Annotated in this window: 18 protein-coding genes; 3 read left to right on the forward strand and 15 right to left on the reverse strand. The window is 67.1% G+C overall.

The window, feature by feature from the left end; genetic code table 11:
• Positions 1-24: 24 nt before the first annotated feature.
• Positions 25-756, reverse strand: a complete 732-nt coding sequence (locus tag AC2S9W_RS15690) for a sulfotransferase (RefSeq protein WP_234002649.1) — start codon at positions 754-756, stop codon at positions 25-27.
• Positions 753-1,673: an aminotransferase class IV gene (locus tag AC2S9W_RS15695; RefSeq protein ID WP_076075081.1), complete on the reverse strand. Its 921-nt coding sequence runs from the start codon at positions 1,671-1,673 to the stop codon at positions 753-755. Before AC2S9W_RS15695 ends, AC2S9W_RS15690 begins: the two co-directional genes overlap by 4 nt.
• An 83-nt stretch (positions 1,674-1,756) precedes the next feature.
• Between AC2S9W_RS15695 and AC2S9W_RS15700 the strand changes: the two genes are divergently transcribed.
• Positions 1,757-2,626, forward strand: a complete 870-nt coding sequence (locus tag AC2S9W_RS15700; RefSeq protein WP_104959702.1) for a DMT family transporter — start codon at positions 1,757-1,759, stop codon at positions 2,624-2,626.
• Here the strand turns inward: AC2S9W_RS15700 and AC2S9W_RS15705 are convergent.
• The 4 genes from AC2S9W_RS15705 to AC2S9W_RS15720 are packed head-to-tail and all read right to left on the reverse strand — an operon-like array spanning position 2,616 to position 6,730.
• Positions 2,616-3,218, reverse strand: a complete 603-nt coding sequence (locus AC2S9W_RS15705) for a phosphatase PAP2 family protein (protein ID WP_104959703.1) — start codon at positions 3,216-3,218, stop codon at positions 2,616-2,618. The two genes, AC2S9W_RS15700 and AC2S9W_RS15705, sit on opposite strands and share 11 nt — an antisense overlap.
• 43 nt (positions 3,219-3,261) lie before the next feature.
• On the reverse strand, positions 3,262-3,933 hold the full coding sequence (locus AC2S9W_RS15710) for a hypothetical protein (protein WP_104959704.1): 672 nt from the start codon (positions 3,931-3,933) through the stop codon (positions 3,262-3,264).
• Positions 3,934-3,987: 54 nt separating this feature from the next.
• On the reverse strand, positions 3,988-5,403 hold the full coding sequence (lpdA, locus tag AC2S9W_RS15715; protein ID WP_286750281.1) for a dihydrolipoyl dehydrogenase: 1,416 nt from the start codon (positions 5,401-5,403) through the stop codon (positions 3,988-3,990).
• A gap of 1 nt (position 5,404) precedes the next feature.
• Positions 5,405-6,730 (reverse strand): pyruvate dehydrogenase complex dihydrolipoamide acetyltransferase, encoded by a 1,326-nt coding sequence (locus AC2S9W_RS15720; protein ID WP_104959705.1) that lies wholly within the window; start codon positions 6,728-6,730, stop codon positions 5,405-5,407.
• A gap of 159 nt (positions 6,731-6,889) precedes the next feature.
• Between AC2S9W_RS15720 and AC2S9W_RS15725 the strand changes: the two genes are divergently transcribed.
• Positions 6,890-7,345: a universal stress protein gene (locus tag AC2S9W_RS15725; protein WP_067113297.1), complete on the forward strand. Its 456-nt coding sequence runs from the start codon at positions 6,890-6,892 to the stop codon at positions 7,343-7,345.
• A 424-nt stretch (positions 7,346-7,769) separates the two neighbouring features.
• Here AC2S9W_RS15725 and AC2S9W_RS15730 read toward each other — a convergent pair whose 3' ends face one another.
• The 5 genes from AC2S9W_RS15730 to AC2S9W_RS15750 form a co-directional block, all read right to left on the reverse strand.
• Positions 7,770-9,713 (reverse strand): CocE/NonD family hydrolase, encoded by a 1,944-nt coding sequence (locus tag AC2S9W_RS15730; RefSeq protein WP_076075070.1) that lies wholly within the window; start codon positions 9,711-9,713, stop codon positions 7,770-7,772.
• A gap of 89 nt (positions 9,714-9,802) precedes the next feature.
• Positions 9,803-12,208, reverse strand: coding sequence for a ribonuclease R family protein (locus AC2S9W_RS15735; protein WP_104959706.1), 2,406 nt, complete (start codon positions 12,206-12,208; stop codon positions 9,803-9,805).
• 172 nt (positions 12,209-12,380) lie between these two features.
• Positions 12,381-13,907, reverse strand: a complete 1,527-nt coding sequence (locus AC2S9W_RS15740; protein ID WP_076075067.1) for an aminoacyl--tRNA ligase-related protein — start codon at positions 13,905-13,907, stop codon at positions 12,381-12,383.
• A gap of 40 nt (positions 13,908-13,947) precedes the next feature.
• A complete protein-coding gene (phaR, locus tag AC2S9W_RS15745) occupies positions 13,948-14,484 on the reverse strand; it encodes a polyhydroxyalkanoate synthesis repressor PhaR (RefSeq protein ID WP_067112679.1) in 537 nt (178 codons plus the stop codon).
• An 88-nt stretch (positions 14,485-14,572) separates the two neighbouring features.
• Positions 14,573-16,195 (reverse strand): MFS transporter, encoded by a 1,623-nt coding sequence (locus tag AC2S9W_RS15750; protein WP_076075064.1) that lies wholly within the window; start codon positions 16,193-16,195, stop codon positions 14,573-14,575.
• 157 nt (positions 16,196-16,352) lie between these two features.
• Here AC2S9W_RS15750 and AC2S9W_RS15755 point away from each other — a divergent pair, with 157 nt between their 5' ends.
• Positions 16,353-17,123, forward strand: coding sequence for a cyclase family protein (locus tag AC2S9W_RS15755; RefSeq protein WP_486571242.1), 771 nt, complete (start codon positions 16,353-16,355; stop codon positions 17,121-17,123).
• 6 nt (positions 17,124-17,129) lie between these two features.
• Here the strand turns inward: AC2S9W_RS15755 and AC2S9W_RS15760 are convergent, their stop codons facing one another.
• The 4 genes from AC2S9W_RS15760 to bioB all read right to left on the reverse strand — a co-directional run bounded on the left by AC2S9W_RS15760 (position 17,130) and on the right by bioB (position 21,122).
• On the reverse strand, positions 17,130-17,501 hold the full coding sequence (locus AC2S9W_RS15760) for a tRNA-binding protein (protein ID WP_486571243.1): 372 nt from the start codon (positions 17,499-17,501) through the stop codon (positions 17,130-17,132).
• A 108-nt stretch (positions 17,502-17,609) separates the two neighbouring features.
• Positions 17,610-19,697 carry an acetyl-CoA carboxylase biotin carboxylase subunit gene (locus AC2S9W_RS15765; RefSeq protein ID WP_104959708.1) on the reverse strand — a complete coding sequence of 696 codons (2,088 nt, stop codon included), beginning with the start codon at positions 19,695-19,697 and terminating at the stop codon, positions 17,610-17,612.
• A gap of 1 nt (position 19,698) precedes the next feature.
• Positions 19,699-20,094, reverse strand: a complete 396-nt coding sequence (locus AC2S9W_RS15770; RefSeq protein WP_104959709.1) for a hypothetical protein — start codon at positions 20,092-20,094, stop codon at positions 19,699-19,701.
• Positions 20,091-21,122: a biotin synthase BioB gene (bioB, locus tag AC2S9W_RS15775; protein ID WP_486572098.1), complete on the reverse strand. Its 1,032-nt coding sequence runs from the start codon at positions 21,120-21,122 to the stop codon at positions 20,091-20,093. The genes AC2S9W_RS15770 and bioB overlap by 4 nt, the downstream gene beginning before the upstream one ends.
• Positions 21,123-21,169: the final 47 nt, after the last annotated feature.

A 21,169-nucleotide genomic window follows, 5' to 3' on the forward strand; every position in this document is an offset into this window, starting at 1 on the left:
CGCGGCAGGACAGCGGAAAAGGTCTCAGATCGAAATCTTGTGGCGCGCCAGATAATCATAATCGGCGCGGCACGCATCGGCGACCGCGCGCGCCGCGGGGTCGAGATCGGGCATCGGCTTGTCGGGCGCGCCGAAGCCGGTGCTCGCCGCGACCGCGTCGTACCAGTGCGACGCCCAGATGCCGTCGGTGTCGCGCAGCCCCGCCCGCCAATGCAGCATCGCCGGGTCCCAGGCGATGCCGAGCGCTTCGCACAGCCGGGCGAGCATATTGGCGGGGTCGCGCAGGATGTCAGCGCTGTCGACAACCGGCGGCGCGTGGCCGAGCCGGTCGGCCTCGCGGTCGAAATATTCGACCTGCTTCGCGGTGCCGAGATGCTCAGGCCGCACCGCCTCGCGCTTTGCGGCATAGCTCGCGACGACGCGCGCCGGGTCGCGGATCAGGAAGGCATGGCGCAGCCCCGGCAGGTCGTGGTGCGCGACCGGGCCGACCATGTGATGCGCCATATGCTTCTGGTACCAGACGGCCTTCCCGGCGGGGCACGGCCCGGTCATGCTGCGCGCGACGCCGGTCCAGTCGCAATCCATGTCGGCGATCACCGCGTCGGCCATCGGCTGCGGATCGCCCGTCGCCTTCAGATAGGCACCATAGAAGGGCTCGTCGGTGACGAAGGTGTCGGCGCGGCTGCCGAAGCTGCGCATCATCGCGGTCGACAGGTTGCGCGGCCCCGACCACATGGCGATGCGGACGGTCGTCACGGCCGCCCCCGCTCCGCGATGTCGCGCTCGATCAACTGCTTGTAGAGCCCCTGCAGCCGCTCGACCATCGGGCCCCTGCCCTCGGTCAGCCGGCGGCCGTCGATCGTGTGCGCCGGGACGACGCCGGCGAAGGTGCCGGTGACGAACGCCTCGTCGGCGCCATAGACGTCGGTGAGCGAGAAATTCTTCTCGAACACCGGGATGCCGTTTTCGCGGCAGATGCGGATAACGTTGCCGCGCGTGATGCCGCCGAGGCAATAGTCGCCGCTCGACGTCCACACCTCGCCCTTGCGGACGATGAAGAAATGGGTCGAATTGCACGTCGCGACGAAGCCGTGCGGGTCGAGCATCAGCGCCTCGTCGGCGCCCGCCTGCGCCGCCTGGATGCAGGCGGTGATGCAGTTGAGCTTCGAATGCGAATTGAGCTTGGGGTCCTGCACCGCGGGGTCGCCGCGGCGGACGTGGACTGTGAAGAGCGAAAGCCCCGTTTCCACCGTCGCGGGCAGCGGGTCCTTGTGCTCGGCGATGATGACGATCGTCGCGGGCGAGATGACGACGCGCGGGTCCTGATAGGGTGTCGAGCGGATGCCGCGCGTCACCATCAGCCGGATGTGGCAGCCGTCCATGCCGTTGGCGTCGATCGTGTCGTAGAGCCGTCGCTCCAGTTCCGCGCGCGACAGGCCGATATCCATCGCGATCGCCTTCGCGCCTTCCCACAAGCGGTCGAGATGCTGGTCGAGGAAGGCCATGCGCCCCTTGTGGACGCGAATCCCTTCCCACACGCCGTCGCCGAGCATGAAACCGCTGTCGAACACCGACACGCTCGCCTCGGCGCGCGGGACGAGCGCGCCGTTGACGTTGATCAGGATCGCATCGTTGCGCGGGTCGGGGGCGAAGTCGTGGGTGCCATGTGCCATGCACGCGACGTTAGTCCGTTCGGCGCGACTGTCGAGGGTGATTGATCGGCGCTGGCAATCGGATAGGAAGGTCCGGGCTTCCCATGACCTTTCTCTCGCTCGGCCTCGTCGTTCTCGCCGCCCTGATCCATGCGACGTGGAACCTGCTCGCGAAGCGCGCGGCGCACGCCGGCGTCGCGTTCGTCTTCGCCTATAATCTGGTCGCGGGTATCGCCTATGCGCCGTGGGTCGCGTGGATCTTGCTGAGCGACGGCATGGCGTGGAGCCTGCCCGTCGCGGGCGTCATCCTGCTGTCGGCGCTTATCCATCTCGCCTACAGCCTGTGCCTCCAGCGCGGCTATCAGGTCGCCGATCTGTCGGTCGTCTATCCGATCGCGCGCGGCACCGGGCCGATGCTCGCGTCGGTCGGCGCCGTCGTGCTGCTCGGCGAAGCGATCAGCGCGCCGGGGCTGGCGGGGCTGCTGCTCGTCGTCGCCGGCATAGGACTGATCGCGACGCAGGGCCACTTCGCCGCCTTCCGCAGCGCGGAGGCGCACCGCGGCGTGCGCTGGGGGCTCGGCACCGGCGCGCTGATCGCCGCCTATACGGTCGTCGACGGCTGGGCGGTGAAGCGGCTCGGCGTGCTTCCCGTCGTGCTCGACTGGCTGTCGAACACGCTGCGCTTCTTCTTCCTGCTGCCGGTGATCCTGCGCGACCCGCGGGGGAACATGGCGCGGATGCGCGGGCATTGGCGCCTCGCGATCGCGGTCGGGCTGCTGTCGCCCGCTTCCTATATCCTCGTGCTGACGGCGCTGCGGATGGGCGCGCCGGTCCATGTCGTCGCGCCGACGCGCGAAATGTCGATGATGGCCGGCGCGCTGTTCGGGATGATCTTCCTGGGCGAGGCGGTCGGGCGCTGGCGGCTCGCGGGCTGCCTGCTGCTCGTCGTCGGCGTCGTGCTGCTCAGCGGCTGACGCGCCCGCTCCCCGCAACCGCGAGCGCGCATCCCGCGCCGAGCAGCGTGCCGCCCACGACATCGCTCGTCCAGTGCACGCCGAGCATCACCCGCGACAGCGCGGTCAGCAGGATCGCGAGCGCCGCGAAACCGGCCGCCGCCGGACGCCAGCGCGGCGGGACGAGCAGCGCGAGCGCGATCACGATCGCCGCGACGCTCGTCGCATGACCGCTGGGATAGGACCAGTTCGACACCTGATCGAGGTGCGGGACAAGGTCGGGGCGCGGCCGGCCGTAGACAGTCTTCAGCAGGCTCGACGCCAGATTGGCGACGAGCGCCGCGCCGAACAGCCGCAGCGCCGCCTGCCTGTCCACCCAGCGCCAGAGCGAAAGGCACAGGATGAGGACGAGAGCCCAGCGCGCGACGCCGCCGCCGAACCAGCTCACGCCTTGCAGAAAAGCGATCAGTGCGGGCGCCGCTATGCCCTCGCGCAGCGCCAATGCCTTCGACAGGCGTTCATCGACAGGGGTCAGAGCGCCGGTCGCGAAGCCGAGCAGCAGCGCGGCGGCGACCAGCAATGCGGCCCAAAAAAGCGAACTGCGCGCGGTCATCTCCGGCGCCTAAGCGACCGCGAAGCGCCGCGCAAGCGGGCGGTCAGGCGACCTTGCGGCCGAACGTCGGGCGGGGACGCAGGCCGGGCGTCGCGGCAGGCGCCTCGGGCCGGGGCGCCGGGCGATGGGCGAGATAGCGCGCGAGCGCCGCGTCGGCGTCGAACGCGTCGCCGCGCGGGGCGCCTTCGAGCGGATCGCGACCGCGCTCCAGCCTCGCGGTCGCGGACGCTGTCGGTTCCATTGCGGCCGCGGGGACCTGCCCGGCATGCGCCGCCTGCAGGTCGCCGACGAGCGAATCGAGATCGCGCTTCTTCACGTCGAGCACCGATGCGGCAAGGCGGATCGTCCGCGTTCCGAACACGCCGCCTTCGACCTTGAAGTCGATGAAATTCTGCCGGCTCACCGGAATGAAGCCATACATGCGGGTGACGAGCTGGCTGCGGCCGATGCTGCGGACCTGCGACCAGCGGAGGCGCTCCGACGACCAACTCGTCGCGACGCGCACCCCGGCGGCGTCATATTCGAGCGCCACGCCATCACCGAGCAGCCGCTTGATGCTCGACGCCGAAGCGAGCGGCCCCGCAACGATCAGGACGACGCCGAGAACGGCGAGCAGACCGCCGCCGAACAGCATCGGCAACCCCATCGCCGGCAGGACGATCCCCGCCAGCGTTCCGATGACGAGCTTTCCGGTCCCGAACCTGATCGTGCGCATGGCCGTCCCCTTCACCGGCCGGCATAGCGCGCAAAGCTTAAGAAATCGGCGACCTCAGATGTGCAGCGCGCGGCCCCAGGCGCCGAGCACGGCTTCGTGCATCGTCTCGCTGATCGTCGGGTGCGGAAAGACCGTGTGCATGAAATCCGCCTCGACCAGTTCGGCTGTCTTGCCGACGGTATAGCCCTGGATCATCTCGGTCACCTCGGCGCCGACCATATGCGCGCCGAGCAGTTCGCCCGTCTTCGCGTCGAAGACCGTCTTCACGAAGCCCTCGACCTCGCCCAACGCGATCGCCTTGCCGTTGCCGACGAAGGGGAAGTTGCCGACCTTCACCTCGTGCCCCGCTTCCTTCGCCTTCGCCTCGGTCAGGCCGACCGACGCAATCTGCGGGTGGCAGTAGGTACAGCCGGGGATGTTGCGCGCGTCCATCGGATGCGGGTGGACATCCTTGTTGCCCAGTTCCTGCGCGATCGCTTCGGCCGCGATCACGCCTTCGTGGCTCGCCTTGTGCGCGAGCCACGGCGGCGCGGTGACGTCGCCGATCGCCCACAGCCCCTTCACATTGGTGCGGCAATAAGGGTCGGTGTCGATATGCCCCTTGGTGGTCTTCACGCCGAGCGTGTCGAGCCCGACGCCCTCGGTATTGGGCAGGATGCCGATCGCGACGATCGCATGGCTGTAATCACCCGCCTGGACCTTGCCGTCCTTCGTCTTGATCTTTGCCGAGACGCCGTTGCCGGTCGCCTTCAGCTCCTCGACCCCGGCACCGGTCAGGATCGTCATGCCCTGTTTCTTCAGCGATTTTTCGAGGAAGCTCGACACGTCGGCATCCTCGACGGGGACGATGCGGTCGAGCATCTCGACCACGGTCACTTCGGCGCCCATGTCGTTGTAGAAGCTCGCAAACTCTATCCCGATCGCGCCCGACCCGATGACGAGCAGCTTCTTCGGCATTTCGGCCGGCGTCATCGCGTGGCGATAGGTCCAGATGCGCTTGCCGTCGGCGGGCGCGAAGGGCAGATCGCGCGCGCGGGCGCCGGTCGCGACGATGATATGCTTGGCGGTCAGGGTTTCGGTTCCCTTCTCGCCCTTCACTTCCAGTTTCCCGGGCGCGGTGAGCTTGCCGTCGCCCATATGGACGGTGATCTTGTTCTTCTTCATCAGGTGCGTGACGCCCTGGTTGAGCTGCTTCGCGACCCCGCGGCTGCGCTTCACCACCGCGTCGAGATCGGCGCTGATGCTCGCCGCGGCGAGGCCGTAATCCTTGGCGTGCTGCATATAATGATAGATTTCGGCCGAGCGCAGCAGCGCCTTGGTCGGAATGCAGCCCCAGTTGAGGCAGATGCCGCCGAGATTCTCGCGCTCGACGATCGCGGTCTTCAGGCCCAGCTGCGCCGCGCGGATCGCCGCGACATAGCCGCCGGGCCCCGAACCGAGGACGATGAGATCGTAGTTGGTGTCAGCCATGTTACGCCACCAGTCCGAGCGGGTTTTCGACGATCTGCTTGAACGCCTGCATCAGTTGCGCGCCGTCGGCGCCGTCGATGGCGCGGTGGTCGAAGCTGCCGGTTGCCGACATCACCGTGGCGATGGCCAGCGCGTCGTCGACGATCCACGGCCGTTTCTCGCCTGCGCCGATCGCCATGATCATGCCCTGCGGCGGGTTGATCACCGCGTCGAACTGGCTGATGCCGAACATGCCCATGTTGCTGATGCTCGCGGTGCCGCCCTGATATTCGTGGGGCTGGAGCTTGCCCTCCTTGGCGCGGCCCGCGAGTTCCTTCATCTCGGTCGAGATCTTGCTCACCGATTTCTCGTCGGCGCCGACGATGATCGGGGTGATGAGGCCGGCGGGGACGCTGACCGCGACCGAGATGTCGGCGCGGCTGTAGCTGATGAGCTGGTCGCCGGCGAAGCTGACGTTGCACTTGGGCACCTGAACCAGCGCCTTGGCGAGCGCCTTGATGAGCAGGTCGTTGACGCTGAGCTTGATCCCCTGCGGTTCCAGCGCCGCGTTGAGCTCGCCGCGCAGTTTGAGCAGCCGGTCGAGCTGGATATCGACGGTCAGGTAGATGTGCGGGATCGTCTGCTTCGCCTCGGTCAGGCGGCGCGCGATCGTCTTGCGCATGTTGCTGAGCTTGTCGGCGGTATGCGGGATATCGGTTTCGAACGGTGCCGCCTGCTGCGGCGCAGCGGCTGGGGCCGGAGTCGCCGCGGCGGCTTGCGCCGGAGCGGCGGCGGTGGCGGGCGCGCCCTCGAGGTCGGCCTTGACGATGCGGCCGCCGGGGCCGCTGCCATTGACCGCCGACAGGTCGATGCCCTTTTCAGCGGCGATACGCCTGGCGAGCGGGCTGGCCTTGATCCTCTCCCCCTTCTCCATTTGTCCTGACCCCGGATCGCGTCCGGGGGAAGGACCGTCCTTTTTCGCGGCGGTCGCCGAAGAGGAGGACGGCGCTTCGACAGGCTCAGCGCGAACGGGTTCAGGGGTGGGTGCGGAAGCAGCAGCGGCAGGTGCCGGCGCCGGCGCGGCCTTCGCCGTGCCCGCATCCTCGCCCTCGCCCGCGATCACCGCGATCACCGTTCCGACCTTCACATTGTCGGCGCCTTCGGGAACGAGAATCTGCGCGATCGTGCCCTCGTCGATCGCTTCGAATTCCATCGTCGCCTTGTCGGTCTCGATCTCGGCGAGCAGGTCGCCCGACTGGACCGTGTCGCCCTCCTTGACCAGCCATTTGGCAAGCGTCCCCTCCTCCATCGTCGGCGAAAGGGCGGGCATTTTGAGTTCGATGGGCATCGTTGTTCTGGTTCCTGTCACTTGGGAGGCGAAGCCTGCCGTAACGGCTTTCCCCCTCGCCATACGCATTCGCCGGGTCAAGGTCCAGCGGGTGGAACTTGCGTTTCATACGAATGTGCCGCACTCTTCCAGTGGCAAAAGGCATAAGGGGTCGGGGGTATGCGGACCTATCTGGTGGTGATCGACGATAGCCCCGAAGCGACGCTGGCGCTGCGCTTTGCGGCGCGGCGCGCGGCGCGGACGGGCGGCGGGGTGATGGTGCTGGCCATCGTGCCGCCGCAGGATTTCCTCGCCTTCGGCAGCGCGCAGGCGACGATCGAGGCAGAGGCGCGCGAACAGGCGGAAGCGCTGGCATCGTCCGCCGCCGCCGCGATCGCGCAGGAAGCCAATATCTCGCCGCAGATCCTGATCAAATCGGGCAAGCCCGCCGAGGTGGTGCGCGAGGTGATCGGCGAAAGCGACGAGGTCGCGGCGCTGGTGCTCGCAACCGCCGCCAGCGGCGCGCCGGGCCCGCTCGTCACCCATTTCACCGGGCACGATGCGGGTACCCTGCCCTGCCCGGTGATGCTGGTCCCGGGCGGCATCGACATCGCGCGGCTCGACGCGCTGAGCTAGAGCGTCGAACGGTAAATCCGCATCCCTCACAATCCGTTCGTGTCGAGCGAAGTCGAGACACCCATCGGCGTGGAGCAAGGTCGATGGGTGTCTCGACTTCGCACGACACGAACGGAACAGGGATTCAGATTAAAGGCTCGATACTCTAGACTCGGATGACATCAGATGGCCTCGTCATTGCGAGCGGCGAAGCCGCGCGGCAATCCAGAGTGGGCGGTAACCGCTCTGGATTGCTTCCCCCGGATCAGGTCCGGGGTCGCAATGACGAAGCGGGTCAATCCAAAATCATCAGAGTCTGGCGTTTTTCGGATGTAAAGAAGCCGGGGCGTAGATGGCATGGCGCCGCTCCGCGTGGCCCCCGGCTTTCGCCGTGGAACGGCTGGAGAATGCTTCCGACCGGGTTCCGGGCGCGAGCCGATCGCCCCTATCGCGCCACTTTGGCCGCCGACTGATCAACCGGCACCACGGGCAGCAGCACGCCGCTCGCGGTGTCGCCGCCCTGCAGGATCGTCACCTCCTGCTTCCGGTAATCCTCGGGCCGCGCGAGGAAGATGTTGGGGACGAAGGTCTGCGGATTGCGGTCGTAGAGCGGGAACTGGCTCGACTGGATCTGCACCATGATGCGATGCCCGGGCTGGAACACATGGTTCACGGTCGGCAGGCGGAATTTGTACGTCTGGGTGACGCCCGAGGGGATGGCGGTCGGCTGCGCGAAGCTGTCGCGATAGCGGCCGCGGAAGATGTCCTGGCTGATCGCGAGCTGATAGCCGCCCATTTCGGGCTTCGCCGCGACCTCGGCCGGATAGACGTCGATCAGCTTGACGATGAAATCGACGTCCGAACCCGTGATCTGCGCGAAGATGTTCGCCAGCGGCGCGCCCGAAACGCGCACCGGCGCCGTCAGCACGTCGGTCTGCCAGGTCAGCACGTCGGGGCGGCCGTCGACGTGGCGCTGGTCGCTGACCAGCCAGTCGCCCCAGCGGCCGTCGCGAAAGTTCACCGGGCGCGGCAGGTGCGGCACGGGCTTCGCCGGGTCGGCGATATAGCTGGTGCTGCCCGGCTGCGGCGGCGCGAAGCCGAGCGTTCCGTCGGGGCCGACATAGATGGGAGTCAGCGGCGCCTGGCATCCGCTTTCGCAGGCAAGCGGCCAGGTGCGGAAACGGTCCCAGCGATTCTCGCCGGTGTTGTAGATCGCGGCGGCGGGCATCGCGACCGGCGGACCGTCCTTCAGATAATGGTTGAAGAAGGGCAGCACCATGTCCTCGCGGAACTGCGCCGCGGTGTCGCCGTCCCACTGGAAGGGGCCGAGCGAGCGCCCCTCGCGATTGACCTGGCTGTGGCGCCACGGGCCCATGACGAGGAAATTATTCCCCATCCGGCCCTTCGCCTTCAGCGCCTCCCACGTCGTGATCGCGCCATACATGTCCTCCTGGTCCCACAATCCCTGCTCCCACAGCGTCGGGACGTTCGACGGGTTCGCGGCGACGAGCTTGTCGAGCGCCTGCTGCTGCCAGAAATCGTCATAGGCGACGTGCTTCAGCATCTTCTGCCAGAAGGGCAGCTGGTCGTATCCGACCGCCTTCGCCCAATCGTTCGCCGAGCCGCGACGGAAATTGTCATAGTCGTCATAGCCGCCGGTGGACGGCACCTTGCCCTCCGCCTTGTAGCCCGTCTGGCCGCCGATCCACGCGATGTTGGCGAGGCGGAAGGCGCCGTGATGGAACCAGTCGTCGCCCATCCAGCCGTCGATCATCGGGCTTTCGGGCGCCGCGACCTTCAGCGCCGGATGCGGGTTCAGCAGCGCCATGACGACGGTGAAGCCTTCGTAGGACGATCCGATCATGCCGACGCGGCCGTTCGATTCGGGCAGGTTCCTGCGGTTCACCAGCCAGTCGATCGTGTCCCACGCGTCGGTGATGTGATCGACCCTGGTCGGATTGAGCGGGCCGACCGGCGGGCGGTTGACGATATAATCGCCCTCCGACCCATATTTGCCGCGGACGTCCTGATAGACGCGGATATAGCCGTCCTTCACGAACATCTCGTCGGCGAGCGGCAGGGTCGACAGCATGCTGGCGCTGTCCATGCGGTTCGCGCGGCCCTTGGCGTTATAGGGGGTGCGGGTGAGGACGATCGGGGCGTCCTTCGCCCCCTTGGGCACGACGATGACGGTATAGAGGCGCGTACCGTCGCGCATCGGGATCATCTCGACGCGCTTGTCGTAATCGGCGTGGTCGCTGGGGATCGTGAAGCTGTCCGGAATGTCGCTCGCGGTCGGTGTCGACCTGGGCGCCTCGGCCGCGCCGGTCAGTGACGCGCCGGCCAGCGCGACCGCCGACAAGGTCATGAACAGGAACGAGCGGACCATGCGAACCCCCTTGATGTCGATGTCTTCCGCGCAGGATCGTGCGCGCGGCCGCGATGCTTTGCAACCTTTCGGCGTAACGATCTTGCGCCTCAGCGCCGCCGCCCCTGATGCCGGATGTTCGCCGGGCGCCCGCGGCGGCCGACCGGATGCCGACCCTTGCCGTCGCGGCGCGGCGGGCGTTTCGCCGGCGGGCGATCCTCGGCGTCGGGCAGTTCGAAGCGCAGCGCGCCGCTGATCGGGTTCGCCTCCATCAGGCGCAGGTCGAGCCGCTGGCCGACGCCATAGCTCACCCGGCCATGCTCGCTGTCGAGCGTCCGCGCCGCTTCGTCATAGAAGAAGCGCTCGCTGCCCAGCGTCGACACCGGCACCAGCCCGTCGCCGCCGAGCCCGTCGACCGTCGCGAAGAAGCCGAAGGGCTGCACTCCGGTGATCCGCGCCGGCACGATCTCCCCGACCTTCGTCGCCAGCCATGCTGCGACATAGCGGTCGACGGTCTCGCGCTCGGCCTCCATCGCGCGGCGTTCGAGCGCGCTGATCGCCTCGCCGATCCGCGACAGTCCCTTGCGGTCGGCCTCGCCCAGCCCGGTGCGCGCGGGCAGGTCCTTCGGCTTGCCCGGCGTCTCGAGCCGCCAGGCATCGACGAGCGCGCGGTGAACGATCAGGTCGGCATAGCGGCGGATCGGCGAGGTGAAATGCGCATAGCTGCCGAGCGCGAGGCCGAAATGGCCGGCGTTGGCGGGGCCGTAATAGGCCTGCGTCTGACTGCGCAGGATCGCCTCCATGATCTCGGGCAGGCGGTCGTCGCCCGAGAAGCCGTCGATCAGCCGGTTGAACACCGCGGGGGTGATCACCTGCCCCAGCGCGAAGCTCTGGTCGAAGGTGTCGAGATAATCCTTGAGGCTGACCAGCTTCTCGCGGCTCGGCGGCTCGTGGATGCGGTACATGACCAGCGATTTCTTCGCTTCGAGCGCCCTGGCCGCCGCGACGTTCGCCGCGATCATATAATCCTCGATCAGCCGGTGCGCATCGAGCCGCTCGCGCACGCGAATCTCCGCGATGCCGCCCTGCTCGTCGAGGATCACCTGCCGCTCGGGCAGATCGAGGTCGAGCGGCGCGCGGGCAGCGCGCGCCTTCGCGAGCAGAGCCCAGCAGCCCCAGAGATTTTTCAGAGCGGGCAGTATTTCCTCCCCGGAACGGGGAGGGGGACCATCCGCAGGATGGTGGAGGGGGGTAGCGGGATCAAGCGGCGGCGCGTCTGGCCGCCTGCCCCCTCCACCACCGGCTTCGCCGGCGGTCCCCCTCCCCGTTCCGGGGAGGATCTTGTCGGCATCGATCATCGCCTGCGCATCCTCATAGGCGATGTTGGCGCGCAGCCGCACCAGCGCGCGGGCGAAGCGCCACGCCGTCACCTTGCCGTGCCGGTCGACGGTCAGATGGCACGCCATCGCGGCGCGATCCTCGCCCGCCTTCAGCGAGCAGACGCCCGCCGACAGCGCTTCGGGCAGCATCGACACGACGCGGTCGGGGAAATAGACGCTGTTGCCGCGCCGCCGCGCTTCGCGGTCGAGCGCACCGTCGGGACGGACATAATAGCTGACATCGGCGATCGCGACGATCGCGCGCCAGCCGCCCTTGTTCGTTTCGTCGCTGTCGGGCGCGGCCCAGACCGCGTCGTCATAGTCGCGCGCGTCGCGCGGGTCGATCGCGACGATCGGCAGGTCGCGCAGATCCTCGCGGCCGTCGGGGGTGAGCGGCAGCTTCGCCGCGCGCCCGGCTTCCGCCAGCGTCTCCTCCCCGAACACATGCGGGATTTCGTGCCGGGCGATGGCGATCATGCTCAGCGAGCGCGGCGCGAACGGATCGCCGATGCGCTCGATCACCTTCGCCTTCGTCGCGGCGCCGCGCCCCGACAGTTCGGCGCGGACGAGGTCGCCGATCGCGGCGTCGCCCATCTCGGCGACCGCGAAATCGAAACGCGCGCGCTTGTCCGCGGGGCGCAGCCAGGTCATCGGCTTGCCGCCCGGTCCCATGTCGGACACGAGCACCCCGATGATGCTCTCGCCGCCCGACTGGAGCTTTTTCATCGGATGCGCGACATGGCCGCTGCCGCGCTCCTCGGTGCGCGCAAGGATGCGGTCGCCGACGCCGAGCGCGCCGCGCCGTCCCTTCTCCATCACCCGCACGCGCGGCGGCGGGCCGCTCGCTTCCCACCGCTCGGGCACCGCCCAGACGGCATCACCCTCCACCGCCGCGATGCGGAAGACGGTGACGCGGGGCAGCCCGCCATGCTTGTGAAAGGCGCGGCCGGGCGCCATGTCGACGAGCCCTTCGTCGGTCATGTCCTTGAGCAGCGCCTTCAGCGCGATCTTGTCGGCGCCGCGCACCGCGAAATGCTTCGCGATCTCCCGCTTGCCGACCGCCGCCTCGCTTTCCTCGATGAAGCGGAGGATCTGCTCGCGAGAAGGCAGGCCGGGTTGCGGTTTGGGCTTTTTCATCGCGGGTCGTCCAATGGATTCACGCGAAGACGCGAAGACGCGAAGAAGATCGCTCGGGCCGACAGCCCCCTACCCATCGTCCTCGATGCGGCATGGCGCGGCGCCGGAAAGAGAAAGCCGCCTCGCGGCAAGCACGACCTCTTCGCGACTTCGCGTCTTCGCGTGAAATAAATCAATAGGTCCGTCCGATCAGCACACGCTCGACTGCGGGCTCGCCCGTGAAGAAGCAGGCGCCGTCGGCAGGCGCCGCGTCCAGCGGCGTGTTGCGCATCGTCAGTTTGAGCGCCTTCAACTGCTCGACGATCCCTTCGAGCACCGCGCCCGTCGGCCGCGACCATTGGACTTCGACCCAGCCGGTGAACTTGTCGTCGCCGCCGAAATGCGCGGCAAGGTCGGTGACGTCGCGGCGGATGTTCGCGTCGAGCCGCTGCTTTGCCTCGGCATGGAGGCTCGCCTGAATATCTTCGAGCATCGCCACGGCGCCCGCGACGAAATCACCCTTCGCGACGAAGGCCGTGTTGAGCTTGCCGCTGTCCTGATAGAGGCGGTCGCGGCGGATCACCGCGACATTGCCGCCGGCGACGTCGCGCGGGCCGATCTCCAGCACGACCGGCGCGCCCTTCTTGACCCAGCCCCAGCGCTTGGCCTGCGCCTTGTTCGCGCTCGCGTCGAGCAGCACGCGCACCGGCTCGCGGAAGGCGTCGAGCGCCCGGAGTTCGGTTTCGAGCGCGCGGCAATAATCGAGGATCGCGGCGTCCTCGTCATTGTCGCGCAGCATCGGGACGATGACGATCTGATAGGGCGCGATGCGCGGCGGGCAGCGCAGCCCGTCGTCGTCGCCGTGCGTCATGATGACGCCGCCGATCATGCGCGTCGAGGTGCCCCAGCTCGTCGTGTGGCAGAGGCTGTGGCCGCCGTCCTTGTCCTGATAGCGGATGTTCGCCGCCTCCGCGAAGCCGGTGCCCAGATAGTGCGAGGTGCCGGCCTGCAGCGCCTTGCCGTCCTGCATCATCGCCTCGATCGAATAGGTCGCGACCGCGCCGGGGAAGCGCTCGTTCTCCGGCTTCTCTCCGGCGATCACCGGCATCGCCAGCACCTCCTCGGCAAAGGCGCGATACATTTCGAGCGCGCGCAGCGTCTCCGCCATCGCGTCCTCGCGCGTCGCGTGCGCGGTATGGCCTTCCTGCCAGAGGAATTCGCTGGTGCGCAAGAACATGCGGGTGCGCATTTCCCAGCGCACGACATTGGCCCACTGGTTGACCATCAGCGGCAGGTCGCGCCAGCTTTGCACCCAGCGGCTCATCGCCGAGCCGATCACCGTCTCCGACGTCGGGCGGACGATCAGCGGCTCCTCCAGCTTCGCCTCGGGGTCGGGAACGAGCTTGCCCTTACCGTCCGCGATCAGGCGATGATGCGTGACGACCGCCATCTCCTTGGCGAAGCCGTCGACATGATCGGCCTCCTTCTCGAAGAAGGACAGCGGGATGAACAGCGGGAAATAGCAGTTCTGGACCCCGGCATCCTTGATCGCCGCGTCCATCACTTTCTGGATGCGTTCCCAGATGCCATAGCCCCACGGCTTGATGACCATGCAGCCGCGCACGCCCGATTCCTCGGCGAGGTCAGCCTCCGCAATCACATCCTGATACCAGCCCGCGAAGTCGGCCTGGCGGGTTACGCTGAGCGCATGCTTGATCATCGTTCCTGTTTTCGTTCCTGGCGGGGCAAGAGGCCCCCGATTATTTCTTCCTGGCGAGTTCGGCCTTGAGCTCGGCGATCTCGGCCTTCAGCGCCGCGATCTCCGCATCCCTCGCCTTGCCGGCGCCGGGTATGAACGCACCCGCCGCCTGCTGGAACATTTCGAGATTGCGGCGCGTCAGTTCGGCGAGCGGGTTCTTCGACCCCAGCGCCCCCTCGAAAGCCGAGCGCACGTCCTGCTGATTCTTGCGGAAGGCCGCCATCGAGGCTTCGAGATATTGCGGGACGACGCCCTGCATCTTGTCGCCGTAAAGACCGATCAGGTGGCGCAGGAAATTCACCGGCAACAGCGTCTCGCCGCGCGTTTCGGTGTCCATGATGATCTGCGTCAGCACATTGTGCGTGATGTCGTCCCCGCTCTTGGCATCGACGACGCGGAAATCGCGGCCGTCGCGCACCATGGCGCCGAGGTCGTCGAGCGTGATGTAGCAGCTCCGCTCGGTATCGTAGAGGCGGCGGTTCGCATATTTCTTGATCGTGACGACATCGCCGTCCGCCGCCGTCTTGGACTTCGCCATGATGCCTCGCGCTCCTGAGGGGTCAAAGGGGTAAGGACGGGCATTAGCACCAAATTATGATGCATCGCAACATGCGCACGGGCCGGTATCAGCCGGGCTTGTCCCATTGCGCCTTGTCGGGTTCCTTCAGCCAGACGGCAGAGACGATGAAGGCGACGAGCACGACCCCCCACGTATACCAGAGCCCGGCATAGGCATCGCCGGTCCGGGCGATGATATAGCTCGCGATCAGCGGCAGGAAGCCGCCGAAATAGCCGGTCCCGATATGATAGGGGATCGACAGCGACGAATAGCGGACGTGCGGCGGGAACATCTCGGCCAGCAGCGCGGCGACGGGGCCATAGGTGAAGCCCGACAGCGCGCTGAGGCCGAGCAGCGCGAGCAGGATCACCGCGATGCCGCCCGCGCCGGGGACCTGCGGTTCGAAGTCGTAGCCCATCGCCTCGAGCGCGGGCTTGAGCAGCGCCGGGTCGTCGCTCGCGACCTGCTTGCCGCCGATGTGGATGTCGACGCTGTCGAAGGTGTTGCCGCTCGCGACGACCTTGTAGGGCACGCCGAGGCGGGTGAGTTCGCCCAGCGTCCGCGCGCACGCCGTCGCCTGCTGCTTCGCCATCGGGTCGAAGCTGCACTGCGACCCCGTCACCACGACCGGCGCGCGCTCGGCGGCGCGGTGCAGCGCGGGATTGGCCGCGCCGCCCATCAGCCAGAAGAGCGGGAAGAGCAGCATGAGCGTCGCGGCATAGCCCCAGACGATCGGCTTCTTGCGGCCGATGCGGTCCGACAGATGGCCGGCGATCAGGAAAAAACCCATGCCGAGCGCCGCGGCGGTGCCGACGATGATCTCCGCCGCGGTCTCCTCGACCTTCATCGGTCCCTTGAGCAGCGACAGGCCGGAGAACATCGCGGTGTACCAGATGACCGTCAGCCCCGCCGCGATGCCGAACAGCGCGACGAAGATGCGCAGCTTGTTGCCCGGATAGGTGAAGCTTTCCTTGAGCGGATTGCGCGCCAGTTCGCCCTCCGCCTTCATCGCGCGGAACACCGGGCTTTCGGACAGCTTCAGGCGCATCCACAGCGAGATGGCGAGCAGCAGCAGCGACAGCAGGAAGGGCACGCGCCAGCCCCAGGCGTCCCAGACCGCGTCGGACATCGCCGCCTTGCATCCCAGCACGACGATCAGGCTGAGGACGAAGCCGCCGACGACGCTCGCCTGGATGAAGCTGGTATAGAAGCCGCGCCGTTCGGGCGGCGAATGTTCGGCGACATAGATGGCGGCGCCGCCATATTCGCCGCCGAGCGCGAGGCCCTGGAGGACGCGCAGCAGGATGACGATCACCGGCGCCGCGATGCCGATCGTCGCGGCCGACGGGATCATGCCGACCCCGGCGGTCGCGACGCCCATCAGCGTGACGGTGATCAGGAAGGTGTATTTGCGCCCGAGCCGGTCGCCGAGAAAGCCGAACAATACCGCGCCGAGCGGCCGAAAGCCGAAGCCGACCGCGAAGCCGGCCCAGACGAGCAGCACCTCCAGCGTCGCGTTATCGCTGGGAAAGAAAGCCTTGCCGATGATCGCCGCCAGCGTGCCGTAGATGAAGAAATCATACCATTCGAAGACGGTCCCGGCCGACGAGGCGGCGATGACCATGCGAATATCCTTCGCGGTCGGCTGATAGGCCGCGCCGTGGTCGGCGCCGGCGGCTTGATCGGTCATATCCTCTCCCTGGCCCGTGCAGGATACGACGCCCCTCCCCGGAAGGCCTCCCCCCTGCCCGCCCGCTTCGCGGCGAACTTATGCCCCCTGTCTAATTCCCCCGCGCCGCCGCGCAAGCCTTCTTGGCGCCAGCGCCCGTTGATGGCAGACTGGCGCGATGACACGCTTCATCGACCTTTCGATCCCGATCACCAACGACGTCGTGTCCGACCCGCCGGTGATGCGTCCGCAGATCAGCTATATGACCCACGAGACGACGTGGGAGCAGATCGCGCTGTTCTTTCCCGGCCTGACGCGCGAAGACCTGCCCGACGGCGAAGGCTGGGCGGTCGAGAGCCTGACGCTGTCGACGCACAACGGCACGCACATGGACGCGCCGTGGCATTTCCACTCGACGACCGACAGCGGCGCGCGCGCGGCGCCGAGCATCAACGAGGCGCCGCTCGACCTGTTCTTCCGCCCCGGCGTGAAGCTCGATTTCTCCGACCGGCCCGCGGGCCATGTCGTCGGCGCCGCCGAGGTCGAGGCCGAACTCGCGCGCATCGGCCATGCGCTCCAGCCGCTCGACATCGTGCTCGTCCAGTCGGGCGCGATCTACGGCACCGCCGATTTCACCGATCAGGGTTGCGGCATGGGCGCCGAGGCGACGCTCTGGCTGACCGAGCGCGGCGTGCAGGTCGTCGGCACCGACGCGTGGAGCTGGGACGCGCCGTTCAGCCACACCGCGCGGCGCTGGGCCGAGACGCGCAACCCGTCGATCATCTGGGAAGGCCACAAGGCGGGACGGATCAGGCCCTATTACCAGATCGAGAAGCTGACCAACCTGGCCGCCCTGCCCCCGACCGGCTGGACGCTCTCCTGCTTCCCGGTGAAGATCGAACGCGCGAGCGCCGGGTGGATCAGGGCGGTGGCGCTGATCGACGATTGAGGCGCGTCAGAACAGCCGCGACCCGTTCGGTACCGGGCGGTCGGGGGCGAAGAGGATCACCGCGCCTTCGTCGTCGGCGAAGCCCAGCGTCAGCACCTCGGACATATACTTGCCGATCTGGCGCGGCGGGAAGTTGACCACCGCCGCGGCCTGCCGCCCCGGCAGCTCTTCGAGCGCGTAGCGCGACACGATCTGCGCGCTGCTCTTCTTCACGCCGATCGCGGGACCGAAATCGATCTTCAGCTTATACGCGGGCTTGCGTGCTTCCGGGAAAGGCTCGGCCGCGACGATCGTGCCGATGCGGATGTCGACGCGGAGGAAATCGTCGAAGGTGATCGGGTTGGCGGCTGCCGCCCCTTGATCGTGGTTGATGTGCATTCAACAAACTCCATTCGCCCTGAGCTTGTCGAAGGGCCGTTCTTCTCTTCAATGCCGTAGAAGGAAGGACGGTGCTTCGACAAGCTCGGCACGAACGGAATTGGAGAATCACTCCAGCTCCAATATCACCGCGTCGACCGCCAGGCTGTCGCCCTGCGCGGCGTTGACGCTCTTCACCACGCCGGTCTTTTCGGCGCGCAGGATATTCTCCATCTTCATCGCCTCGACCGTCGCGAGCGGCTGGCCCGCCTCGACGCTGTCGCCTTCGCCGACGTGCAGCGCGACGAGCAGGCCCGGCATCGGGCAGATCAGATATTTCGACAGGTCGGGCGGCACCTTCTCGATCATGTGCGACGCCAGCGGCGCGACATGCCACGGCAGCACGCGCACGTCGTGGATGGCCCCGCGCGTCGTCATCCGCCAGCCGGTGCGCGTCTTCGCCACCTTCACCGCCAGTTCGCTGCCGTCGATCTCCGCGACGACCAGCCGGTCGCCCGGCGTATATTCGAGCGCGATGTCGACCTTCTCGCCGTCGACCTTGATATGCTTGCGGCCGAGCTTCACCTTGTGGCTCGCGTCGCCGATCGTCACCTGCCATTTGGCGGGCGGATCGAGCCGGTCGCCGAGCTGACCGTCGACGCGCCGCGCGCGATCGGCCTCGGCGCTCGCCATGAAGCCCGCGATCGCCGCCAGCGCGCGCGTCACCGCTTCGTCGGCGGGCGCGCCGTGGAACCCTTCCGGATATTCCTCGGCAATGAAACCCGTCGTCAGCTCGCCCGAGCGGAAGCGCGGGTGCTGCATGATCGCCGAGACGAAATCGATATTGTGGCCGAGCCCTTCGAGCTCGAAGCGGTCGAGCGCCGCGACCTGCAGATCGGCGGCCTCGTCGCGCGTCTCGCCCCAGGTGATCAGCTTGGCGATCATCGGGTCGTAGAAGATCGACACCTCGCCGCCTTCGGCCACGCCATCATCGACGCGGATATAACCCGCCTTCTCATCTCCGTTCGTGTCGAGCGAAGTCGAGACACCAGGAAGTCGCGCACGACCGATGGGCATCTCGACTTCGCTCGATGCGAACGGGGCTTGATGGCGGCTTGCGGGAGGCGGCGAATAGCGCACAAGCCGCCCGGTCGAAGGCAGGAAGCCGCGATAGGGGTCCTCGGCATAGACGCGATTCTCGATCGCCCAGCCGTCGATCTTGATGTCGTCCTGCGTCAGTTCGAGCTTCTCGCCCGCCGCGACGCGGATCATCTGTTCGACCAGGTCGATGCCGGTGATCGCCTCGGTCACCGGATGCTCGACCTGAAGCCGGGTGTTCATTTCGAGGAAATAGAAGCTCTCGCCCGTCGGATCGGCGCCCGAGACGATCAGTTCGACCGTGCCCGCGCTGTAATAGCCGACCGCCTTCGACAGCGCGACGCACTGTTCGCCCATCGCCTTGCGCATCTTCTCGGTCACGAAGGGCGACGGCGCCTCTTCGACCACCTTCTGGTGACGGCGCTGGATCGAGCATTCGCGCTCGTTCAGATAGAGGATGTTGCCGTGCTGGTCGCCGAGGATCTGAATCTCGATATGGCGCGGGTTGAGGATGAACTTCTCGATGAAGACGCGGTCGTCGCCGAAGCTGTTCAGCCCTTCGCGCTTGACGCTCTCGAACCCCTCGCGGACGTCCTTTTCGTCATAGGCGAGGCGCATGCCCTTGCCGCCGCCGCCCGCCGACGCCTTCATCATCACCGGATAGCCGATCTCGTTCGAAATCTCGACCGCATGCTCGGTGTCGCGGATTTCGCCGACGAAGCCGGGGACGACGTTGACGCCCGCTTCCTTCGCAAGCTTCTTCGACTCGATCTTGTCGCCCATCGCGGCGATCGCGTTCACCGGCGGGCCGATGAAGGCGATATTTTCCTTGGCCAGCGCCTCGGCGAAGCTGGTGCGTTCGGACAGGAAGCCATAGCCCGGATGCACCGCCTCAGCCCCCGTCGCCTTGCAGGCTTCGATGATCCTGTCGGCGATCAGATAGGATTCGGACGCGGGCGACGGGCCGATGTGCACCGCCTCGTCGGCCATGCGCACGAAGGGCGCGCGCGCGTCGGCGTCCGAATAGACGGCGACGGTCGCAATGCCCATGCGGCGCGCGGTCTTGATGACGCGGCAGGCGATTTCGCCGCGGTTGGCGATCAGGATTTTCTTGAACATATTATGGCCTGTATCCCAAAATGACGTAGTGGTTATCGGCAGTGCGCCGCAGGTAGAAGTCGCCGGAGTAAGTCGGCTTCGGGTGTTCGCGATCGGGTTCCCATCCGGCACCGCTGCAATAGAATTGCATAACGCTGTGGCGGATTGGGTATGACTCGGCTGGAATCCCCTTCATGATCTTTTGCGCGGCAATGTTGCCAACGAGCCAGTCAGGCGCACCAAATGGCAGATCTTCTTCGTCGCTAAATGAGTAGGTTAGCTGACCTTTTACAACTACATCGCTTACCTCTCGGATACGGCTAATCTTTAACCGTTCCGGCTGATATCCACACGCCTCGGCCACGGGCGTGCACACGCCCAAGGCCGTCGCAACAAGGATAAGGCGCGCGATGCTCACTCCGCCGCCTCCATCCGCATCGGCTCTTCGCTCTCCATCGGGCGCAGCCCCAGCTTGGCGAACAGCGCGGCGTCTTTGCTATCGCCCGCGTTCGCCGTGGTCAGCAGCTTGTCGCCGGTGAAGATGCTGTTCGCGCCCGCCATGAAGCATAGCGCCTGCGTCGCCTCCGACATGCTCTCGCGGCCCGCAGACAGGCGAACCATCGACTTCGGCATCGTGATGCGCGCGACCGCGACGGTGCGGACGAATTCAATGTCGTCGATCTTCGCCAGCGGCGTGTCGGCCAGCATGTCGCCGAGCACCGTCCCCTTCACCGGCACCAGCGCGTTGATCGGAACGCTGCCCGGATGCTCCGGCAGCGTCGCGAGCGCGTGGATGAAGCCGACGCGATCCTCGCGCGTCTCGCCCAGGCCGACGATGCCGCCCGAACAGACGTTGATGCCCGCCGCGCGAACCTCTTCCAGCGTGTCGAGCCGGTCCTGAAAGGTGCGGGTCGAGATGATGTTGCCGTAATTCTCCGGGCTCGTGTCGATGTTGTGGTTGTAATAATCGAGCCCCGCGACCGCGAGCGTCTGCGCCTGCTCGCGGGTGAGCATCCCCAGCGTCATGCAGGTTTCCATGCCCATCTGGCGCACGCCCTCGATCATCTCGACGATCGCGGGCATGTCGCGGTCCTTGGGGTTGCGCCACGCCGCGCCCATGCAGAAGCGCTGCGAGCCCGCATCCTTCGCCTCGGCCGCCGCCTGCAGCACGGCGCGGACGTCCATCAGCTTGGTCGCCTTCAGCCCCGTTTCGGCGTGCGCCGACTGCGAGCAATAGCCGCAATCCTCGGCGCAGCCGCCGGTCTTGATGCTGAGCAAGGTGCAGAGCTGCACCTCGCCGCGCGCATGGTGGCGCCGGTGGATGCCCTGCGCCTCCCACATCAGCTCATCGAACGGCAGGTCGAACAGCGCGGCGATTTCCTCGCGCGTCCAGTCATTGCGCGCCTCTCCCGCTCCGTTCGCATCGAGCAAAGTCGAGATGCCCATCGGTCGCGCACGACCTCCCGGTGTCTCGACTTCGCTCGACACGAACG

This window comes from Sphingopyxis sp. 550B, assembly GCF_057401805.1.